This is a genomic window from Corynebacterium sp. KPL1814 (assembly GCF_000478175.1).
GTDB lineage: Bacteria > Actinomycetota > Actinomycetes > Mycobacteriales > Mycobacteriaceae > Corynebacterium.
Genome location: NZ_KI515779.1, coordinates 30,255 through 50,359, shown reverse-complemented (window position 1 = coordinate 50,359; position 20,105 = coordinate 30,255). Strand labels below are relative to the sequence as shown.

The window sequence follows — 20,105 nt, the reverse complement described above, 5'->3', positions numbered from 1 at the left end:
CGTGAAGTACGCAGAAACCACAGCGCTGAAGGCCCGTATCGTGCAGAAACCGCCCAGTTAAAGGCTTGTGCGCGTAGGTTGCGGCCGAAAATACCGAAACTGCTGGCCAACAAAAGGTTATGGGACTATGTATGCACACAATTGCGGGCACAATGGTCACCGGAGGAGATTTCCAATCGCCTGCCCATCGACTACCCCACTGATAAGGACATGCGCATTAGTCACGAAACGATTTATGACGCCTTTTATCTACAGTCCAAAGGAAGACTCAAAGACCTCGGCCTGGACTTGCCTACCGGCAGAAAGAAACGCAAGAAACGCCAAACACGCACCACCACACCGGCCCAGCAACGCTTCGTTGACGACATGATCCTCATCGACGACCGGCCAGAAGAGGTTACTGAACGTCTTTTGCCAGGCCACTGGGAAGGCGACCTCATCCTTGGTAAAAATAACCAATCCGCGGTGATCACGTTAGTAGAACGCGTCAGCCGATTTGTTGTCCTTGGCCACCTACCAGGAAGGCATACCAGCAAAGAAGTATTCACAGCCCTGCACAAGGCTGTTGCTGGAATCGATAAAGCTATCTGGTCATCAATTACCTGGGACCAAGGAAGTGAAATGGCTGGCCATAAAGCCTTTACCATGGCCACTGACATTCCCATCTACTTCTGCCATCCAGGATCGCCGTGGGAGAGAGGCAGCAACGAAAACACCAACGGCAGGCTCAGGAGAAACCTACCCAAAAACAGTGACCTGTCCATCTACAGCGCCGAGGACCTAGAGATGATCGCCAACATTCACAACCACAAACCACGCAAAGCACTCAACTGGCGCACCCCAGCCGAAGTCATGACCAACGCCCTGACACGAACCGGTAGTATCAAACCAAAGTAACCGTCATCGTTGCAATGACCCCTAGAATCCGCCGGCGGGGCCTCGATGTTGCCTGCAGTAGCGCGGGGGCAGGGGGATGAACTGGGAGATTTGACGGTCTCTTCCTCACCACACTCACCGCATAGCACCTATAGCTGCAGCTCACAGCGATTCTCACAGGATTCTTTAAAACTTGATTTTGGCATTTATGGCCCCCACACCGCGCCTATTTACGTGATGTTAACCACAATTTAGCCCGTACCCCTAGCGGCGATCGGGTAAACATGTCATGATTCTCTAGTAGCAAAAAGAAAGAGGGCGTAAACCTCTTCTTAACCTGGAGGAAACTTCAGGTAACAACACCGTGAACCATAGGCGGCGGCGACGCTGGCCCGACCTCGAGACCGGGCCCCACTGCTAGCAGACCAGTTCACACACCACCTAAAAATCAAGGTGCTTTCCTGCCTCGCACGGATTGCGCTCGTATTTACTGCTGTCGAAAATTTGTTAGGAGATATCAATCATGGATTGGCGCCACGAAGCCGTTTGCCGCGACGAAGACCCAGAGCTGTTCTTCCCAGTAGGTAACTCCGGTCCTGCCCTTACCCAGATCGCTAAGGCCAAGCTGGTCTGCAACCGCTGCCCCGTTGCTTCTTCCTGCCTCAACTGGGCACTCGAGTCCGGCCTCGACGCCGGCGTCTGGGGCGGCCTGTCTGAAGAGGAGCGCCGCGCCCTCAAGCGTCGCCGCAATCGCGGCCGCGGCCGCTCCCGCGTGTCCGCCTAATAGCGCGGACCCGGGGAACCTAACACTCACCCCAATTTTCGTTTCGGCGCCCTTAGCCGCTACAGTTGAATAAAGTTCAGAAACCCTCAACGAAGGAGTGCGCAATGAGCAAGCGTGGTCGCAAGCGCAAGGATCGCCGCAAGAAGGCCGCTAATCACGGCAAGCGTCCTGGCGCATAACGTACAGCAAACATAAAGCCCGGCTTAGTTGGCAGTGCATTTCAGCACTACCCAGCCGGGCTTTTGCTATATCTACGTTAAGGTCTAAACAAGAAATTTCTGCATCCCAAAAACCCCAGAAGCCTCCAGAGGGTTTCGCAGCTCTGAAGGACGCTTCTTACCAGCGGGATTCGATCTCCGTAATTTCTACCGAGATACGGCGGCGCAGCGATTGCGGTGCCTTAGCTTGGCCGGCACAGCAATTGCGCACGAGGGAGCGGACGAGCTCTTCGCGCTCTAGGCGTTGCTGGCAAAAATCGCATTGGGCGATGTGCTCGCGGATGGCTAAAGCGCGGGCGTAGGTTGTGGATTCATCAAGAAGCTCGCAAAATAGGTTGTGTACCTCAGTGGAGCTGCACGCACCACAGTTCTTTCCGGTTGCGCCTTCCATTACTTGTCCTCCATGTCCGGGTGTTCTAATCCAATTCCTTGTTCACGTGCTACGTCCTTCAACGCCTTCCGGAGCATTTTTCTTCCACGGTGTAGGCGGGACATCACCGTTCCCAATGGAGTATCCATGATTTCGGCGATTTCTTTGTACGCTAAGCCCTCTACATCGGAGTAGTAGACCACCATCCGGTAATCCTCCGGCAGGTCATTAATGGCCTGCGAAATGGACCTATCTGGCATCTCTTTAAGCGCTGCCACCTCGGCGGATTCCAAGCCGGTGGAATCGTGTCCCGCGGTGGTATAGAGCTGAAAATCACTCAGATCATCGGCAGAAGACTCGGTAGGACGGCGCTTCGCCTTGCGATAGGAGTTGATGTAGTTATTGGTCATGATGCGATAAAGCCATGCCTTCAGATTCGTTCCCTGCTTAAAGGAATGGAAGGACTTATAGGCCTTCAGATAGGTCTCTTGCACCAAGTCTTCCGCGTCTTGCGGGTTTCGCGTCATGCGCAGCGCGCCGCCATAGAGCTGATCGAGCAGCGGGAGCGCTTCCTTTTCAAAGCGGCGCTGCAGCTCCTTTTCGCTCACTGTTTCTTTAACCACACAATCTATCCTAACGTCTCACGCTAAAATTCCTATATGGCCAAAAAGTCCCCGCATGCCGCTACCCCGGCGCTGAAAGTCATCGAAGATGCCGGAGTGAAACACTTCGTATCCACCTTCGAGGCAGGCAAAAATCACTTCGGTGACCACGCCGCGGCGGCCTTAGACGTAGAACCCGAGCGCGTGCTGAAAACGCTCATCATTGATCTCACCGCGGGCAAAGGTCCGCGCCGCGAGTTGGCGGTGTGCGTGATTCCCACCACGCACCATTTAAGCCTCAAGAAGGCGGCCGCCGCCCTTGGCGTATCTAAGGCCGCCATGGCGCAGGTGCACGATGCCGAGAAATCCTCAGGCTACGTGCATGGCGGTATTTCCCCGCTCGGACAAAAGAACCCGCTGCCCACGGTGATCGAGGAATCCGCGGTGCTTTTCGATACCGTCTTTATCTCCGGCGGCCGCCGCGGCTTGGACATCGAGCTCAACGCAGAAGACCTCGCATACTTGTGCGGGGCCGACTTTGCCGATCTACTGGCGGATGAGTAGCTCCGGGTAGTCATTAGAGACCGTCCCCACGGCCTTATCCACCGCGTGATACTCAAATCCCCGCAGGCCCGTGGGCGCTAGCAGCTCCTTGGCCTCCTCGGCGCTGCCCTCGAGCCAGGTGCGCATCTCTTCCGGTGCCAAAAATCGCGGCAACCGGTGGTGCAGCCACTCCATCTCTTCGGTAGCCGCAGTAGTCACGATGGTGGCAGAGAGTCGGTCCAACCCGGTATCCCAAAGCCCCGCGGCCCACAGCAGACCGTGTTCTAAGTGAACGTAATACGGCGTCTTGGTGGAGCCATCCTTATTCCACTCGTAATAGCCGTTCATGGGGATAAGGCAGCGCTGGGATTTAAAGGCGGTGCGAAAAGATGGTTTGCTTGCCACCGTTTCTGCTCGGGCATTAAAAAGCGGCGGGCCTTCCATGTCTTTCTTCCACTGCGGCAACAGCGCCCACCGCGCGGGATCGACTTCGGCCAGTTCTTCGCGCACGCGCACGATGGGAATGGGCTGGGTCGGGGCAATGTTATATCGCGGCCCAGGCGTGCCCTGTGGGGCGTGGACTTCCTGGACACCTGGGAGGTTTCCCACCTCATCGAGGAGGGACTCGGTAAAAAGAACGAATCTTCCGCACATGGCCTCTATTATGGACACTATGTCTCAACCTTGGACCGCCCCGCTGGCTACCAGCCCCGTTACGGGGGAACACCAGGTGCCAGGATCGAAATCGATTACCAATCGCGCCTTCATCCTGGCCGCGCTGGCTGATTCCCCGTCCATCCTGCACGCCCCACTGGTATCGCGCGATACGCAACTGATGGAGGACGCGCTCAGTGCCATGGGGGTTCGCTTCACCCATGACGGCGCCGATATCCACGTCCAACCTGGGAAGCTGCACGGTGCCACGGTGGATTGCGGGCTGGCCGGCACGGTGATGCGCTTTGTGCCGCCGGTCGCGGCGCTGGCGGATGGCCCGGTGCGCGTCGATGGCGATAAGCAGGCCTATAACCGCCCCATGTCCACGACTCTGGATGCACTGCGCAGCCTCAGCGTTGATGTGGAAGGAGGTAGCCTACCCTTTACGGTGTCCGCCAACGGCGTGCCAGAAGGCGGCAAAGTCACCATCGATGCTTCTGGTTCTTCCCAGTTCGTCTCCGGCCTGCTGCTGAGCGGGGCGCGCTTTTCCCAGGGCATCCAGCTCACCCACGAGGGCGGCCAGCTGCCATCTATGCCGCACGTGGAAATGACGGTGGGCATGCTGCGCCAGGCGGGCGTGCGCGTGGATTCTGACGGCACGACGTGGACGGTGCACCCCGGCCCCATCGCCGGCCGCGAATGGTTCATCGAGCCAGATCTCTCCAATGCCACGCCGTTCCTCGCCGCCGCGGCGGTCAGCGGCGGGCGCCTGACCATCAAGAATTGGCCGGCGAATACCACCCAGCCGGGCGATGCCATCCGCCATATCCTGCTGGATATGGGCGTGATGGTAACCCAGGAGCACAACAGCGTCACGGCAGAGGGCAACCCGGCAGGCAAGCTGCAGGGCATCGAGCGCAATATGGGCGATATCGGGGAGCTTACCCCCACCGTTGCGGCCCTGTGCGCGCTCGCGGAAACGCCGTCGCGGCTCACGGGCATTGCCCACCTGCGCGGCCACGAGACCGACCGCTTGCAGGCGCTCGCGGCGAATATCAATGCGCTGGGCGGTAGGGTCTCCGAGCTTGACGATGGCCTGGTGATCGAACCCGCCGAACTCCACGGCGGCGACTGGCCCTGCTACGCCGATCACCGCATGGCCACCGCCGGTGCCATTCTGGGTTTGCAGGTCCCAGGGATCCAGATTGAGGATATTTCCACCACCTCCAAGACCTTGCCCGGTTTCGCCCGCATGTGGGAGACGATGCTACACCCCGACCAACAGGATATACATGGCTAGACGTTTCGGTTCCTTTGATGAATCTGATGTGCGCGTGCGCCCCGGCAAGGGCTCGCGCCCGCGCACCAAGGATCGGCCCAAGCACAAAAATGCCAAATACGGCATGGTAATCACCAAGGACCGCGGGCGGTGGGGCGTTGCGCTTGACGATGGCCCCCAGGTCACCGCCATGCGCGCCCGCGAGCTGGGCCGCACCGCCATCGAGGTCGGTGACCGCGTCGGCGTGGTTGGTGATACCTCTGGTGCGAAGGACACACTGGCGCGCATCGTCAAGCTGGCGGATCGCACCTCCGTACTGCGCCGCACGGCCGATGACACGGATCCGTATGAGCGCATCGTGGTGGCCAATGCCGATCAATTGCTGATCGTTTCCGCCGTGGCCGACCCGCCCCCGCGATCCGGCTTTGTCGAGCGCGCCTTGATTGCCGCATTCGTGGGCAACCTCCACCCCATCTTGTGCCTTACCAAGACCGATCTCGCGGACCCGACGCCGTTTGCAGAAGAGTTCGCCGATTTGGATGTCACCGTGGTCGAGGCCGGGGTCGAAGACGGCCTCGATGCCGTGCGCGCGCAGGTAGATGACCATATCACCGCGCTCATCGGACATTCCGGGGTGGGCAAATCCACGCTAGTTAACCGGCTGGTCCCAGATGCGGAAAGGGAAACGGGGGAAGTATCGGGCATCGGCAAGGGCCGGCATACCTCGACGCAATCGGTGGCACTCCCCTTGCCCACCGATGCTGCTGGCACCGACTCCCAGGGCGGCTGGATCATCGATACGCCGGGCATTCGCTCCTTTGGGCTGGCGCACGTGGACGCGGATACCGTCCTCGGCGTCTTCGAAGACCTCGCTGCGGCTATTGAGGAATGCCCGCGCGGCTGTACGCACGCGGGTCCACCGGCGGATCCCGAATGCGGGCTCGATGATCCAGAAATCATTCCCGAGGGCACCGCTACCGCCCGCCGGCGCGATGCGGTACGCGGGCTGCTACAAGCCCTGCGCACCAACGTGGAGTGGGAAAACTAGCGCGGCTTAGAGCAATTCCACGAGGAAGGGCAACTCCGTGGGGTGGTAGAAGGCCATGAAGTTATCAAGGGCATCTCCCACCGCGAGCTCCGCGTCCTCATCGCCCAGGTCCGCGGAATCAATGGCCTCGATGGCCTTGGCGGTTGCCTCTTCGGATTCTTCAATATCCACGTGAATGGCGGCGAGATTATCAGTGCCAAACTGCGCCGGCTGAAGCTCCACCACCGGCTCGCCCATATCTGGGCGCGGGGTGACTGCAGTTTCATCAACATCGATGGAAATGACCACGCGCCGGTGCGGGAACTTCTCCTCGTCCCCAATGGTCAACAGGCGCAGCGAAGCCATGGAGGCCTCGAGGAAGGCCGAGTAGGCAATCTCTTCTTCATCGCCTGCGGTATAAAAATCCCGCAGCGCTGGGGTGACCATGAATCCCCACCCAGAGCGCGCCGCGAGCGTTCCGGTCTCAGCGAGCTCCGCCAGCATGGCATAGGTCGCCGGAATATAGACGCGGGCTTGAGCCACTAAAATTCCCCTTCAATATCGAATACGGCTTGAATTTCTACAGACACGCGGTCGAAGCTGGTGTACAAGAAACCGATCATCCCGGCATCGACGGCGGCGCGCACGTTGAGGATCGAATCATCGACCATGACGCAATCGCTCAAGGGCAGCTCGAGGGCATCGGCAGCCGCTTGGAAGGCCGCAACCTCCGGCTTTTCCGCCCCGATTTCGCCAGACAGCACCACGGCATCGACGTTGCCGCGGTATTCCCACTCGCGAATGTGCTCAGCGCCGGAACCGCCCGGGTCATTAGACAAGATAGCGGTTGCGGCACCATTTGCCTTCGCCGCAGATAGCAGAGCCTTCCAGCGGCGATTGTCCTCTTCAGCGCCATCGAGGACGCCGACATAGTCAACGATGAGACCACGCATATTTTTAATCCTTCAGTACACGAATACTTTGTAACTCCCGAAAGTATAGCGAACTGCGCTTATATTCTCGCCCGCCTCATACAGGAAACTGCCAGAAATAGCGCGCGCAGCGCCTCCATGAGATAATTATCACGCGTTCGCCTCCTGCCCTTTTTCGCAGGAGCACTCATTTCACCATGTATGAGCCCATTCCCGGCTACTCTCACCTCAAGCTATATATCGCCCCGCACCGCATCCATTACGGCCGCCTACCCACAACGGCCGAGGTTGCCACCCAGCACCATATCCAAGCCTGGGTCGTCTTTATCCTTGAGGTCGCCGCCGGCTACCGCCCCATTGCTCACCTCAATTCCCCGCGCTTTTCGGATTCCATCCGCCTGCATATAGGTTCTTGGGTGCACCGCCGAAAAAGCCCCTATGACAGCGATGCCATGCGCCTTACCAGCCTGCACGCGCGGCCCAACGGCGAGTACTTCGGTTCCGCGGTCATCGGCACCCAGCGCCACGCCTTTACCGGCTCCGCCACGGACCAGGGCCTGCGCTCGTTTCGGCTGCTCTAAAACTGACAGCACCCCTCCCTCTTCCCCACCGCCCGAGGGCGGGGAGGAAGGGGAAGGGGAAGGGGCGCAAAAGAGCGCGAGGGTTTATGCCTCTACGGTTTCTTGGCCTGCAGGGCCAGAGCCCGAGTCACCGCCGGATTCTTGGTTTTCTTCCTGCTGCTTGAACTGCTTGCGCAGCATGAACAACTGGCGCACGGTTTCTTCCTTCACGCCTTCATTCATGGCATTGAACATATCGCCGCCCTCCTTCTGGTATTCCACCAGCGGGTCGCGCTGCGCCATCGCACGCAGGCCGATGCCCTCCTTGAGGTAGTCCATCTCATAGAGGTGCTCGCGCCATTTCTGGTCAATGATCGGCAGGATGACCATGCGCTCGGTATTGCGCATCTGCTTGTCGCCGCCGATGGCAGAAACGGCTTCCTCCAGTTTGTCGTACTCCCGGTTCGCGTCGGTGACGAGGGCATCGCGCAGTTGCTCCGCGGTGAGCTCGCCTGGGGAACCGTACTCGGAGCCCTCTACTAACTCGTCCGGGGACATCGTGGGGCCGTAAAGCGCCTCAAGGGCGTTCCAGAGTTCCTCGAGGTTCCAGTCTTCGACATAACCGGTAGCCGTAGCACCCGCGACGTAGGCAGAGACTGTGTCATCGATCATGGTGCGGATATCGTCCTTGATGTCATCAGCATCGAGGATGGAATAGCGCGTGGAGTAGACCACCTTGCGCTGCTCATTGAGCACCTCATCGTACTTCAGCACGTTCTTGCGCATCTCGAAGTTTTGGTTCTCCACCTGCGCCTGGGCGCCCTTAATGGAATTCGAGACCATCTTGGCCTCGATGGGGACATCATCGGGCACGTTGAGGCGGTTCATCATGTGCTCCATGGACTGGCCCACAAAGCGCACCATCAATTCATCGCGCATGGACAGGTAGAAGCGGGTCTCGCCTGGGTCGCCCTGACGGCCGGTACGACCGCGCAGCTGGTTATCAATGCGGCGGGACTCGTGGCGCTCGGTACCCAAAACATAGAGTCCGCCCGATTCGCGCACCTCGTCGCCCAAGCGCTTCGAGCGCTCTTTCTCCCAGTCGATCTCGGCTTCCCAGGCTTCCTGGTACTTTTCCTCATCCTCGAAGGGGTCGAGACCGCGTTCGCGCAGCTTTTCATCGAGGATGACTTCCGGGTTACCACCGAGCACGATATCGGTACCACGACCCGCCATGTTGGTTGCCACGGTCACGGTGCCGGGGCGGCCCGCACGGGCAATGATCTGGCCCTCTTCTTCGTGATGCTTGGCGTTGAGCACGTTGTGCTGCACGCCGCGCTTGGAAAGCAACTGCGACAGGTATTCGGAGCGCTCCACAGAGGTGGTACCAACTAGCACCGGTTGGCCGTTTTCGACGTGTTCTGCAATATCATCAACCACTGCGGCGAATTTTGCCTCTTGCGTCTTGTAAATGCGGTCCGAGTGGTCGGTGCGCTGATTCGGCTTATTGGTAGGAATAGGAACCACATCCAGCCCATAGATGGAATGCAGCTCCGCGGCTTCCGTTTCCGCGGTACCGGTCATGCCGGAAATCTTTTCATAAAGGCGGAAGAAGTTCTGCAGGGTAACCGTCGCCAGCGTCTGGTTCTCGTTTTTGATCTCCACCTGCTCCTTGGCCTCAATGGCCTGGTGCATGCCTTCGTTGTAGCGGCGTCCCGCCAAAACGCGGCCGGTGAAGCCATCCACGATCATGACTTCGCCGTTGCGAACGATGTAGTCCTTATCGCGGGTAAATAGCTCCTTGGCCTTCAACGCGTTATTGAGGTAGGAAACCAACTGGGAGTGCTCCGGCGCGTAGAGGTTTTCAATGCCGAGCTGATCTTCGACGTACTCCACGCCCTCTTCCAAGACACCAATGGTGCGCTTTTTGTGGTCCACTTCGTAGTGGATTCCCTCGCGCATGCGCGGCGCCAGCTGCGCAAAGACGCCGTAGAACTGGGAGGAACCATCAACCGGGCCGGAAATGATGAGTGGGGTACGGGCTTCATCGATAAGAATCGAGTCCACCTCATCCACGATGCAGAAATTGTGGCCGCGCTGAACTACATCATTGAGGGTACGTACCATGTTATCGCGCAGGTAATCAAAGCCCAGCTCATTATTGGTGCCGTAGGTGATGTCGCAGTCGTAGGCTTCCTTGCGCTCTTGCGGGCGCATTTCTGCCAAGATAACCCCTACGGACAGGCCCAACCAGCGGTGAACACGACCCATCATCTCGGCGTCACGCTTGGCCAAGTAGTCATTGACCGTGACGATGTGAACGCCCTCGCCCTCCAAAGCGTTGAGGTAAGCGGGCAACAGGGAGGTCAGGGTCTTACCCTCACCGGTGCGCATCTCAGCCACATTGCCAAAGTGCAGGGCGGCGCCGCCCATGATCTGCACGGGGTAGTGCTTTTGTCCCAGGACGCGCCAAGCGGCTTCGCGGACGGTAGCAAAAGCATCGAGCAAGATGTCGTTCTTTTCTTCGCCATCTTTCAGGCGAGTCTTGAACTCGTCAGTCTTGGCCTTTAGCTCATCGTCCGAAAGCTCCGCGTACTGATCCTCGAGTGCAATTACATCGTCTGCAATTTTGCCCAGGCGCTTGACCGTACGGCCCTCGCCCGCGCGCAGCAGCTTGGAAAGTCCAAACACTATTCGTTAGTCCTTCTTATCGCGACACATTCGTTAACTTCCCGCAATTGTACTCACGCCACTGCCCTTGTCGCGTTCTACCCGCCCTTAAACGATAGTGATTTCACACTAAGGACACTAAGAAAACGGATAGCTCACAGCATGACAAATCCCCCCTTCCCCACCTCATCGAGCAATAGCCCGATAGGCAGGAAGGAGGGAGAAGTGGTTTAGCGCTCTAGGCGGGCGCTGGAGGTTCTAGCCCTCTGCATCCTCAGACAAGGAGATGATGCCGTAGTCGAAAGCGTGGCGGCGGTAAACCACAGATGGTTTATTGTTTTCCTCATTAACAAAGAGGAAGAAATCGTGGCCAACCAGCTCCATTTCGCTCAGGGCATCATCCACGCTCATCGGGGTGGCCGGGTGCTCCTTGGTGCGCACGATCTGGCCGGGGCGAACATCCTCGACGGTCTCAGCATAAGGATCGACCAGGCGCTCTTCCTTGGCGCGTTGTGCTTCTGCCTCCGCAACCATCTCTGCGGCGATTTCGCCGGTGCCCTTCTGTGCGCGGTGGCCGCCCTTGACGTATTCACGGCGCACCTTCACCTTGCGCAGGGAGCGTTCCATCTTCCCCATCGCGGTTTCCAGCGCTGCGTAGAAAGAGTCTTCCTTAGCCTCTGCGCGGGCGATGTGACCCTTACCGGTCGCAGTGATCTGGATGCGGTCGGACTCTGCTTCGCGGCGTGGGTTTGGCTCGTGCTGCAACTCCACGTGGAAGAAGGTCAATGTGGGATCAAGGCGTTCAATCTTTGCCAGCTTTTCGTTGACGCGCTCTTGGAAGTGTTCCGGTACTTCAACGTTACGGCCCGTAATCGTTACCTGAGCATTATTTGGCTGGGACATTGAGATGCCTCCCTTTGGTAGTGGGGACTAGAAACAATCACAGTAACTGTTCCTCTGTGACACCTTTAATAATACCAGTGGTTATGACCTGATGGCATTAGGGGGTAACACCGTACACCCCACTTTGTGATGTACCTTAAGCATCCGCGAAGGCCAACGCCCCGTACACCGTGGCGCCGGCGGCGTGCAGGGCCGCCATACTGGCCGCGAGGGTGGCGCCGGTGGTTATAACGTCATCGACAAGCAGCGCCGGCTCACCGCTCACTGGGGCGCTAACCCCCACTCGCCCCTGCAGGTTCGCCCATCTATCCTGCGCATTGAGCTCGGATTGATCCGCCGTATCCGCGCCCATGCTAAGCGCCTCGCTCACCTGCAGGGACCGTTGCCGGCGCGCCGCACCCTGGCACATGGCCGTCACGGGATCGCCGCCGCGCATGCGCGCTGAGCGGCGACGAGTAGGTGCCGGCACTAGGCACAGCTCGCGGGGAATCTCGCCGCGGGCAGCCAAGTGCGCCACGCCTGCGGCCACCACCGCACCGATATGATCGCGCACCCCCCTATTGCCCTGTTCTTTCATGCTGATGATGATATTGCGGCGAATATCGGAATAGGGCCCTAAGGCAAATACCGGTGCTCCCAAAAGCCGCGGGCGGCTTACCAGGTAAGGAGCCTGGCGCAGGTGCTCCCGGCACTGCGCACACAAGACATGTCCGGGCGCGCGGCACCCCGCACACGCACGCGGAAATATCAGTTCTCGCACGCTCACTGAGCGCCACCCCTTCCCCCGAAAGGCCTTTGCGGCGGTGCCTAGAGCGCGACCGCCTTCTAATCGGACACGATAGGCGAAGAACGCCGACCCTGCAGGCCAGGCACCTCGCGCCAGTTCACCTCATCTACCACCGTGGCGGGAAGCTCCAACATGGCATGGGAATCCGTTATATATAGCTTCGATGGCGAGGTCGCCACCGCGACTACCGGGGCGGTGATATTACCCGTCGGCATAGTAGAGGCCGAAGAGCCATCCTGCTCGATGCGCCATACCGGCGACTGCCCAGACGACGTACCGACGATGAGCGAGCCATCGTTATTCCAATCCAGCGATAATGCCGATCCGGAAACCTCTGGGCCCACCTCGCGGGCATTGACGATGCGCTTCTCGCCGCTGCTGGATTGGGCCACCGCGGCGATGTAAACGTGGCCATCAATGATCATCGCCGCGCGTGCGCCGCTATGGGAGAGGCGGATAACGGAGATCTCACCCTCAATCTCGTCGATGCTGCGCGCATCGACCTCGGATTCTGAAATCCGCCCGGTGGTCTTGGAACGCACGACGCGTACGATGCGGTCACCATCTACCACCGTCCAGGCGGCTTGCCCATTAAATTCAAAGGTGGGCCGCGCCAGCGTCTTGCCGTCGACCGAGTCCTGCATGGCGGATCCGATTTCGCCCATCTGCAGCTTAAAATCGCCACTAGGCTTCCGGCTGACCGCTGCAATCATGCCGGATTCGGTGACATCGACTGACTGCACATTGCCGCTCGAGCCCAAGGCCCCCTTGATAGGCTCGGCTACCCCACTATCGACTTCCAGCACGTTGCCCTCGTTCAAGGCGTACAGCGTGGACAGGGAATTACTATTGACCTTGGGGTTATAGTCAGCAAAATCATCCACGCTGACGGTATCCATGCCTTCTACCAGATTGCTGCCATCGGCCTTGACCTTGAAGGGGCCAATATGCCCGGCATCGGAAAGCGTCCAGACCAATTGCGCGGCAAAGCGGGTGCGGTCATTTTCATCCAAATCTGACAGACCCTCGAACTGGTATCCGTTTTCAGTGTCGTAGCCAGCAAAGGTGACCTGTTCATCCGCTGCTCGGCGGGTAGCCGGGGCGATGCTACTGGATGGGCCTTCCATCAAAAGGGTAATCAGCGTGGATTCGGATTCTTCGCTGCCTTTATAGAGCCACCGGCGATCCGGGACGAGGACATCATCGGTTTGTTTATAAAAATAGAGCGACTGCGGGGTGTAATGATTGCGCAGCTCATTGCGCTCAATCACCAATCCGGCCGGCAACCCATCAATAAGCCACTGGTCATCCACCATTTTCATATCGATGGTAGCTTCGTAGCCTTCATTTTCCGGTACATAAGCCCCACCGGATTTGAGCCGTCCGATGATGGTGCCCCGCACATTAAATGAGCGCACGTCCTCCGCTGGATCTTGTTTCTTATCGGGCGCGGTCACGATATCCAGACTATCGACCACCATGACATCACCCGAGGAATCCCAGGCCCCGCGGGCGGAATCCGTGAGGAATCCACGGGCTGCATCGTGATCATTGGTTGGAACGGCCGCAGCGCGGTAAAAATCGCGCAGGGTAAGGTCCGGGTCCGCCCCCACCTCTGGGGTAATAACCTCTTCCGGGCCATCGGCCTGTTTGTGGTAAGTGCCTACGACTTGGGGGCTCGTATCGTGCGGCAAGGTTGAACAGGCTGTGACAAAGCACAGCGCCGCCACCGCGCCCACTGCGGTGCTCCGCCGCCACAATCCGTTAGGTACGACCGAATTCATTATTTATCCCCCTTAAAATCCGGCGCCTTATAGGAGCGCCTCTCTGGCGACGCGGCCCCTCGGTTGCGCTCGCGTTCGGAGGGCCACAGGATGCCATCGCCATCGGCCTCGGCTGCGTCGGCGGAGTCATCGTCGATACCAATTCCGCGGCCTACCACTGAGCTATTGCTTGGCGATGTCCCACCGGCGGACGCCTCGCCCCTATCTTCTGCTGCACCATCCTCCGCTGCATCAGCTTCCGCTTCCTCAGCATCCTCGGTACTAGTATCCGCAGTGCCAGCATTCGCGGCGCCAGCTGCGCCGCTGGAGTCGGAGGAAGCAGGGGCATCGGTAAGCGCAGCGTGCGCAGAGTCAGAACCCGTTCCTGGAGCGCCTGGAATCTCGCGGGAGATGGGCTCTTCACCAATCTCGGCATTCGGCTCGCGCGGGATGATGAGGCGGAAGCGGGAACCGAAGCCGAACACGCCAAAGACGTCGAGCGTACCGCCGTGCAGGGCCGCATCCTCGCGGGCAATGGCAAGGCCTAGCCCGGTGCCGCCGGAGTGGCGCTTGCGGGAAGAATCCGCGCGCCAGAAACGGTTGAATACTAGCTCTTCTTGCCCGGGTTTGAGGCCCACACCGTGATCCGTGACGGCCACGCCCACAGCCTTGTCCGTGGTGGCGATATCGATCACCACGGGTTTGCCCTCGGAGTGATCGATGGCATTGGCCAAGAGGTTGCGCAGGATGCGCTCGATGCGGCGCGAATCGGCTTGGATGGTAATTCGCTCGTCCGGCATATTGCGAACCACTTCTACGTCGAGCTTCTGTGCCAGGTGCTCAACCTGGCGGTACGCAGCATCCACGCAGGATCGCAGGTCAATGGCCGTGGTAGATAGGTCCGCCACGCCGGCATCGTGGCGGGAAATCTCTAGCAGATCCGCGAGCAGCTCCTCGAAGCGATCTAGTTCCCTGGACATGAGCTTGGAGGCGCGCTGCGCGCCCGCGGGCAGGCTATCGGCCTCGGATTCGATGAGGTCTGCGGCCATGCGCACGGTGGTAATGGGGGTGCGCAGCTCATGCGAGACATCGGAAGTAAATTGCCGCTGCAAATCGCCGTATTCCTCCAACTGCGCAATCTGGGAGGACAATTTATCCGCCATATTATTAAAGGAGGCGGCAAGGCGGCCCATCTCATCGTCTCGGTCCACCGCCATGCACTCCTTGAGGTGGCCGGCGGCCAGGCGCTGGGCAATGCGGGACGCAGACTTAATCGGGGTAATGACCTGCTGGGTGGCCAACCAGGCAATGCCCACCAGCAAGACCACGACCACGACGCCGGCGGCAGAAAGCAGACCGCGCATCAGCGCCATCGTGGATTCTTCCGATTCCATAGAAAGGGCCAAGTAGACCTGCAAATTCGGAATCTCTGCATCGGTAGGCGTACCCACCATGAGCGCGTTATAGTAATCGCCATTTCCGCGCGGGACCGGATAATACTGCTGCGCAATCTGGTCCTGGCCCACCATCTCTCGCATTTGTTCCGGTACCGGGAAATCCTCCGGCGAGGTGGTGATGGATCCATCCTGGTTTTCCACCACGATGACGGGTTCATACACGGCCTGCGCATCGCCTTGTTGCGCAGAGAGCTGATCCAAAGAAGCGCGCGCGGAATTGATGCGCACCTGCACCGAATTGGCCGAGCTGGTGGCATCGATTTGCTGTTCCACCGCCGTGCGGGCGCGCTCGAGTTCCTGCAGCGCCACGTCTTCTTTTTGGGATACCAACCGCTGGGTCAGCACGGAGACTAAGGCGTAGGCCAAGATGATCATGACCACTGAGGAGGCGACCACAATCATGCCGATAACGCGCGCCTGCAATGAGGTGCGCAGCGTATCTACTATGGCGTCACGTATGCGCCGCACGCGGTCTAGAATTCTGATGATTCCTTACTCCCCGGCACCGGCCTTGCCGGTCTTATACCCCACGCCACGCACGGTCAGCACGATCTGCGGATCTTCCGGATCGTGTTCGATCTTGGCGCGCAGGCGCTGCACGTGCACGTTGACCAAACGAGTATCGGAGGCATTGCGGTAGCCCCAGACGGATTCCAGCAGCGATTCGCGGGTGTGCACCTGCCCTGGGTGGCGCGCCATTTCCAGCAGGAGATCGAACTCCAGCGGGGTCAGGTTTAATTCGGTGCCATCGGTACGGCGCACCGTGTGTTCCGGCACGTCGATGACCAGATCGGCAACCTCCAGGGTTTCTGACTCCGCGGAATCGGTACGGCGCAGGCGCGCCCGAATGCGGGCGATGAGCTCCTTCGGCTTAAAAGGCTTGGTGATGTAGTCATCCGCGCCAGATTCAAGGCCTAAGACCACATCCACGGTATCGGTCTTGGCGGTGAGCATGACAATGGGCACCGCGGATTCGCGCCGGATGGTGCGGCAGATATCCACACCATTCATGCCCGGCAGCATGAGGTCCAAAAGGATGAGATCCGGTTCGTGCTCGCGGAAGGCAGGAACGGCCTCGTTGCCATCCATGACGGGGACCGGATTGAGTCCCTCAGATTCAAGGACAATGGTCAGCATTTCCGAGATCGCTGGATCATCATCCACAACCAAAATCGTTGGCGCCACGTTTTAATCTCCTACAAGGTCATTTATCGCTGCCGTAATAGTATCCGCATCGGCGGTGGCGATCCAGCGCCCGCCCCACCCAGATTCGACTAAGCGCCGATAGGCGGCGGCGGTGCGCTCCTGCAATCCCCCGTCGCGTTCATAGTGGTCGCGCTCGCGGGTGGAATCGCTGGCGGCCCGGGATTGTGCTCTTGCCGATGCCACCTCCACCGCCGTATCCACATACACCTGCAGGTCTGCTTGCGGCAGGCCCAAGGTGCCAAATTCTAGGTCATAGACCCACTGGAAGAGGCTATCGTCGCTCAACCGAGCCGCGGAATAGGCAGCGTTGGAGGCCACATAGCGGTCCAAGATCACTACTTCGCGCGTTTCCTTGGCCGCCAGCAATTCCTCTTTCACCCCAAAGCGGTCGAGGGCGAAGAGCGTGGCCATGGCATAGGCCGAATCCGTTAGATCGCCCATGTTCCCGTAGAGCGCCTCGCGCGCAAGCTGCGCGTGGATGGAGGTCTCATAGCGCGGAAAGGAAACGGTTTTTACTGGGACGTGGAGGACGTCCCGCACGGCGTTTGCAAGCGTATTTTTTCCGGCGCCGTCAATGCCTTCAATGCTTATGAGCATGGTGAGATATGCAGAATCCTTTCTGCTCCTAGGCGGCGCCTGCGGCACCGAGGGAGGTGGGTTTTAAGAAAGTGCCTCGATAAACGGTTCCACGTCGTAGTCTTCTTCGACGGTGTCCAAGATCTCAAGGGCGTTTTCGGTCAAGGTATCGTCAACGGTTCCCACCAAGTCCCTAATATAGGGGTAGTCCTCGACGGTTTCGCTGGCGCTGAACGGCGCACCCGCCCAAATGGCGGCGATCGTGGCCGCAGCATGGGCGTTGAGTTGTTCTTCTTCGGTTAAATCGTTCTTGCTGCGGGCTACCTCGCAGGCATCTTGTACCGCGCGGATTACCCCTTCTTCATCGAGGTTTGCCAATTCATCTAGAAAATCCACGTTGAGATCGGTGCTAAAAATCTCTTCGTCCCAGCTGCTCATCTCTCACTCCTTCGACGGGGTTTAGCGCCATTTATACACGCTTTTCCGGCGCAGAAAAATCGGGCATGAAAAGGATTGCATAAGGAATATGATTTCTTATCTCTGTGTTGTTTACATATCACAGAATCTGCAGGCTGTCGCGGGAATTCCAATGCATGATACTCTCGTTATCAACTTGTTACCCACCCTATACACCCAAGAAAGGAGGGCACGATGAAGCCAGATTCACGCCGCGTGTACGTATTCATCGTGCTCGGCCTTATCGCCGCCGTCGTCGTGGGAGTGGGCGTGTGGCGCATCAGCACTCCGAGCGCCCATTACTCCAATGCCGCGAATGAGTCCCCGACCTCTACTGTGGCACCAAAAAATACCTCCGCTGAAGAATCGACGACATCGTCGACACATAAAAAGCCTTCGACGGAAAACTCCGCCCCAGCAAAGTCCAATTCTGGCGCTGATGAATCAGACCATCAGCACCCGAAAACGACGGACCCATACTTGGCGCCCAATGCCGTCACGCATCCCCACGCGGCCACCCGCCCTACCAAGGTGTACCGCCCCGGAAATGTGTACTCTCCAGACGCTTCCGCTAATAACGCCCCGTCCACACAGGGCGGCCAGGCTCCGCAGAGTGGTAACGGCGCCGGCACTAGGCAGGCAATCCCAGATACCCCCAGCAAGCCGGATAACCAAGCGCCGTCCTCCCCAGCACCAAGCTCATCTGCTCCCTCCCCTGCCCCAGGCGAAGAAAAGCCAGGTCAAGGCGATCAGGGTGGAGAGTCCGGAAAACCGGTAGAACCCGCCGGATCAGAAACCCCGGAGCCGCCATCGACGCAGACTCCACAAAAGTCATATACAAAGGGGAGCGCGCAGCGCACCCCAGCGGCTCCTGACGCCACCACAGAGGGACACGGTGCCGGTGCGGGAGCGCCTTCTAGCGCACCGCAGGCGAAAAACAAATCACACGCCGAGCCGGCAGCAACCGGGAAGCCTGCCCCTACGCAACAGTCCGGCAACCAGGAGCCCACGGATCTCCCGGCAACGGGAAGCTCTGCCGCAGGATCTTCTGCCGCGCGCTAAGTCCTCTACGCAGCTAGCGCAACTGGTATCAGGAAGTTAGCCTCGGCCAAACGCAGCCAAGACCTAAAAGTGCCCCCTTGCTGGGATTTCCCAGCAAGGGGGTCACAGTTATAAGGTCCTTTAAACTCGGGCGACGAATAGTTGCGCCGCGCGGACCTCAGGAGTTGCCTCATTTACTGCGTGAGCTTGGGCGGTAACCACGCCATCGGCGGCCGGCAGCCATGCGGCTTGGCCAGGGGAAAGGATCAGTTCCTCGCCCGCGGCATTGCGCAGGTTGAGGGACCCAGCGGTGCACAAGGCGATGGTGGGGCCGTCATAATCGAGATCGACGGAAGAATCCGGCCCGAGCTCGGCGCGGTCGAGCAGGAATTCATCAATGGGCACCGGATAGGACCATGCCGCGGCGCCGTGGACGTTGTCCTGGTGCTGCTTATCCTTTTGCTGCACCCGCGGCTCAGTGGCGGCCGCGTAGGTCAAGACCTTGACCAGCTCCGGCACATCCACGAATTTCGGGGTCAATCCGCCGCGCAAGACGTTATCGGAATTAGCCATGATTTCTACGCCCAGCCCGGAGACATACGCGTGGAGTTGCCCGGCATCGAGGTAGACGGCCTCGCCCGGGGCAAGCTCGATGTGGTTGAGCAAGAGCGCACCGAGCACGCCAATATCGCCAGGATAGCGGTCATTAAGGTCTATCACCGTGGCCATGACCCGCGCCTTCCAATCCGTGGGATCGGCGGCGATCAGGCGCTCGCCGGCGGCGACGATGGCCTTAATGAGCTCCTTACGCTTGGCCGAGGGGATGGTAATCCACGTGGTAAAAAGCACCCGGAGGTTGGCGGACTCGGAGGATTCCGCGGGGTCATCGTCAAGCATGGCCAGGTAGCGCTCAAGCTCTGGGCACTGCAAGGCAGCAAAGAGCTCGCGGGTTTGTGCCAGGGGACGGAAACCGGCCATGGCGTAGAAATCCGACAGCGCCACGATAAGTTCCGGCTTGTGGTTATCGTCCTTGTAATTACGGTTTGCAGCCTGCAGGGCAATGCCCGCCTCGTTTTCGCGGGCGAAGCCCTCTTCGGCCTGTTCCTTGGACGGGTGGGCCTGCAATGACAGCGGATCTTCGGCGGCGAGGATCTTCAACAGGAACGGCAGGTTCTCGCCGTATTCTTTATAGACTCGAGCGCCCAACTGGCCTTCTGGATCCGCCGCAATAACCTCATTGAGAAGCTGGCCATCCACCGTGGAGGGATCGCCCGGGTGAGCACCGAACCAGAGTTCAGCCACCGGCTTTTCTGCGGCTTCTTCGCCCCGCAGCTCAGGGATGAGGGTGCGCGAACCCCACGAGTAGTTGCGGGTAGCGCCTTCCAGTAATTGCATTTATTT

22 protein-coding genes are annotated in these 20,105 nt (G+C 59.2%); 8 read left to right on the top strand and 14 right to left on the bottom strand.

What is annotated here, in order from left to right; all coding sequences use genetic code 11:
- From HMPREF1257_RS11200 to HMPREF1257_RS12705, 3 genes are all read left to right on the top strand, one after another.
- Positions 1-897 (top strand): IS30 family transposase (locus HMPREF1257_RS11200; protein ID WP_023031227.1); only part of this gene is annotated, 897 nt, incomplete at its 5' end.
- Positions 898-1,399: 502 nt separating this feature from the next.
- A complete protein-coding gene (locus HMPREF1257_RS11195) occupies positions 1,400-1,660 on the top strand; it encodes a WhiB family transcriptional regulator (RefSeq protein ID WP_005277545.1) in 261 nt (86 codons plus the stop codon).
- A 104-nt stretch (positions 1,661-1,764) separates the two neighbouring features.
- Positions 1,765-1,839, top strand: coding sequence for a 50S ribosomal protein bL37 (locus HMPREF1257_RS12705; RefSeq protein ID WP_369707509.1), 75 nt, complete (start codon positions 1,765-1,767; stop codon positions 1,837-1,839).
- A 157-nt stretch (positions 1,840-1,996) separates the two neighbouring features.
- On the opposite strand, the gene HMPREF1257_RS11190 is transcribed toward HMPREF1257_RS12705, so the two are convergent.
- Positions 1,997-2,269, bottom strand: a complete 273-nt coding sequence (locus HMPREF1257_RS11190) for an anti-sigma factor (RefSeq protein ID WP_005281801.1) — start codon at positions 2,267-2,269, stop codon at positions 1,997-1,999.
- Positions 2,269-2,871, bottom strand: coding sequence for a sigma-70 family RNA polymerase sigma factor (locus HMPREF1257_RS11185; RefSeq protein WP_005277540.1), 603 nt, complete (start codon positions 2,869-2,871; stop codon positions 2,269-2,271). The genes HMPREF1257_RS11190 and HMPREF1257_RS11185 overlap by 1 nt, the downstream gene beginning before the upstream one ends.
- 36 nt (positions 2,872-2,907) lie before the next feature.
- On the opposite strand from HMPREF1257_RS11185, the gene ybaK reads away from it, so the two are divergent.
- Positions 2,908-3,414, top strand: coding sequence for a Cys-tRNA(Pro) deacylase (ybaK, locus tag HMPREF1257_RS11180; RefSeq protein WP_023025641.1), 507 nt, complete (start codon positions 2,908-2,910; stop codon positions 3,412-3,414).
- Here ybaK and HMPREF1257_RS11175 read toward each other — a convergent pair.
- Complete coding sequence (locus HMPREF1257_RS11175) at positions 3,397-4,047, bottom strand: SOS response-associated peptidase (protein WP_023025639.1); 651 nt, start codon at positions 4,045-4,047, stop codon at positions 3,397-3,399. The two genes, ybaK and HMPREF1257_RS11175, sit on opposite strands and share 18 nt — an antisense overlap.
- Between HMPREF1257_RS11175 and aroA the strand changes: the two genes are divergently transcribed.
- Together aroA and rsgA are read left to right on the top strand one after the other, a co-directional pair.
- Entirely contained in the window at positions 4,046-5,347 is a 1,302-nt protein-coding gene (gene aroA, locus HMPREF1257_RS11170; RefSeq protein WP_034659655.1) for a 3-phosphoshikimate 1-carboxyvinyltransferase, read from the top strand. The genes HMPREF1257_RS11175 and aroA overlap by 2 nt on opposite strands.
- Complete coding sequence (gene rsgA / locus HMPREF1257_RS11165) at positions 5,340-6,374, top strand: ribosome small subunit-dependent GTPase A (protein ID WP_023025634.1); 1,035 nt, start codon at positions 5,340-5,342, stop codon at positions 6,372-6,374. Before aroA ends, rsgA begins: the two co-directional genes overlap by 8 nt.
- Before the next feature lie 6 nt (positions 6,375-6,380).
- On the opposite strand, the gene HMPREF1257_RS11160 is transcribed toward rsgA, so the two are convergent.
- Positions 6,381-6,857 (bottom strand): hypothetical protein, encoded by a 477-nt coding sequence (locus HMPREF1257_RS11160; protein WP_051138427.1) that lies wholly within the window; start codon positions 6,855-6,857, stop codon positions 6,381-6,383.
- Positions 6,858-6,895: 38 nt separating this feature from the next.
- Positions 6,896-7,306, bottom strand: a complete 411-nt coding sequence (locus tag HMPREF1257_RS11155) for an HAD-IA family hydrolase (RefSeq protein ID WP_005281786.1) — start codon at positions 7,304-7,306, stop codon at positions 6,896-6,898.
- Positions 7,307-7,482: 176 nt separating this feature from the next.
- Here HMPREF1257_RS11155 and HMPREF1257_RS11150 point away from each other — a divergent pair, with 176 nt between their 5' ends.
- Positions 7,483-7,866: a hypothetical protein gene (locus HMPREF1257_RS11150; protein WP_023025630.1), complete on the top strand. Its 384-nt coding sequence runs from the start codon at positions 7,483-7,485 to the stop codon at positions 7,864-7,866.
- An 84-nt stretch (positions 7,867-7,950) separates the two neighbouring features.
- Here the strand turns inward: HMPREF1257_RS11150 and secA are convergent, their stop codons facing one another.
- From secA to HMPREF1257_RS11110, 8 genes are all read right to left on the bottom strand, one after another.
- A complete protein-coding gene (secA, locus tag HMPREF1257_RS11145) occupies positions 7,951-10,536 on the bottom strand; it encodes a preprotein translocase subunit SecA (protein WP_023025627.1) in 2,586 nt (861 codons plus the stop codon).
- Between the two features lie 237 nt (positions 10,537-10,773).
- A complete protein-coding gene (gene hpf / locus HMPREF1257_RS11140; protein ID WP_023025625.1) occupies positions 10,774-11,418 on the bottom strand; it encodes a ribosome hibernation-promoting factor, HPF/YfiA family in 645 nt (214 codons plus the stop codon).
- Positions 11,419-11,554: 136 nt separating this feature from the next.
- Positions 11,555-12,184, bottom strand: a complete 630-nt coding sequence (locus HMPREF1257_RS11135; protein WP_023025622.1) for a ComF family protein — start codon at positions 12,182-12,184, stop codon at positions 11,555-11,557.
- 59 nt (positions 12,185-12,243) lie between these two features.
- A complete protein-coding gene (gene lpqB, locus HMPREF1257_RS11130; RefSeq protein WP_023025620.1) occupies positions 12,244-13,989 on the bottom strand; it encodes an MtrAB system accessory lipoprotein LpqB in 1,746 nt (581 codons plus the stop codon).
- Positions 13,989-15,848, bottom strand: a complete 1,860-nt coding sequence (mtrB, locus tag HMPREF1257_RS11125) for an MtrAB system histidine kinase MtrB (RefSeq protein ID WP_198010523.1) — start codon at positions 15,846-15,848, stop codon at positions 13,989-13,991. The genes lpqB and mtrB overlap by 1 nt, the downstream gene beginning before the upstream one ends.
- A 69-nt stretch (positions 15,849-15,917) precedes the next feature.
- Positions 15,918-16,610 (bottom strand): MtrAB system response regulator MtrA, encoded by a 693-nt coding sequence (mtrA, locus tag HMPREF1257_RS11120; RefSeq protein ID WP_023025616.1) that lies wholly within the window; start codon positions 16,608-16,610, stop codon positions 15,918-15,920.
- A gap of 3 nt (positions 16,611-16,613) precedes the next feature.
- Entirely contained in the window at positions 16,614-17,228 is a 615-nt protein-coding gene (locus tag HMPREF1257_RS11115) for a dTMP kinase (protein WP_023025614.1), read from the bottom strand.
- A gap of 63 nt (positions 17,229-17,291) precedes the next feature.
- Positions 17,292-17,645, bottom strand: a complete 354-nt coding sequence (locus tag HMPREF1257_RS11110) for a DUF4259 domain-containing protein (protein ID WP_023025612.1) — start codon at positions 17,643-17,645, stop codon at positions 17,292-17,294.
- A 213-nt stretch (positions 17,646-17,858) separates the two neighbouring features.
- Between HMPREF1257_RS11110 and HMPREF1257_RS11105 the strand changes: the two genes are divergently transcribed.
- Positions 17,859-18,725 carry a hypothetical protein gene (locus HMPREF1257_RS11105; protein WP_023025609.1) on the top strand — a complete coding sequence of 289 codons (867 nt, stop codon included), beginning with the start codon at positions 17,859-17,861 and terminating at the stop codon, positions 18,723-18,725.
- Positions 18,726-18,845: 120 nt separating this feature from the next.
- On the opposite strand, the gene manA is transcribed toward HMPREF1257_RS11105, so the two are convergent.
- On the bottom strand, positions 18,846-20,099 hold the full coding sequence (manA, locus tag HMPREF1257_RS11100) for a mannose-6-phosphate isomerase, class I (protein ID WP_023025607.1): 1,254 nt from the start codon (positions 20,097-20,099) through the stop codon (positions 18,846-18,848).
- Between the last annotated feature and the right edge of the window lie 6 nt (positions 20,100-20,105).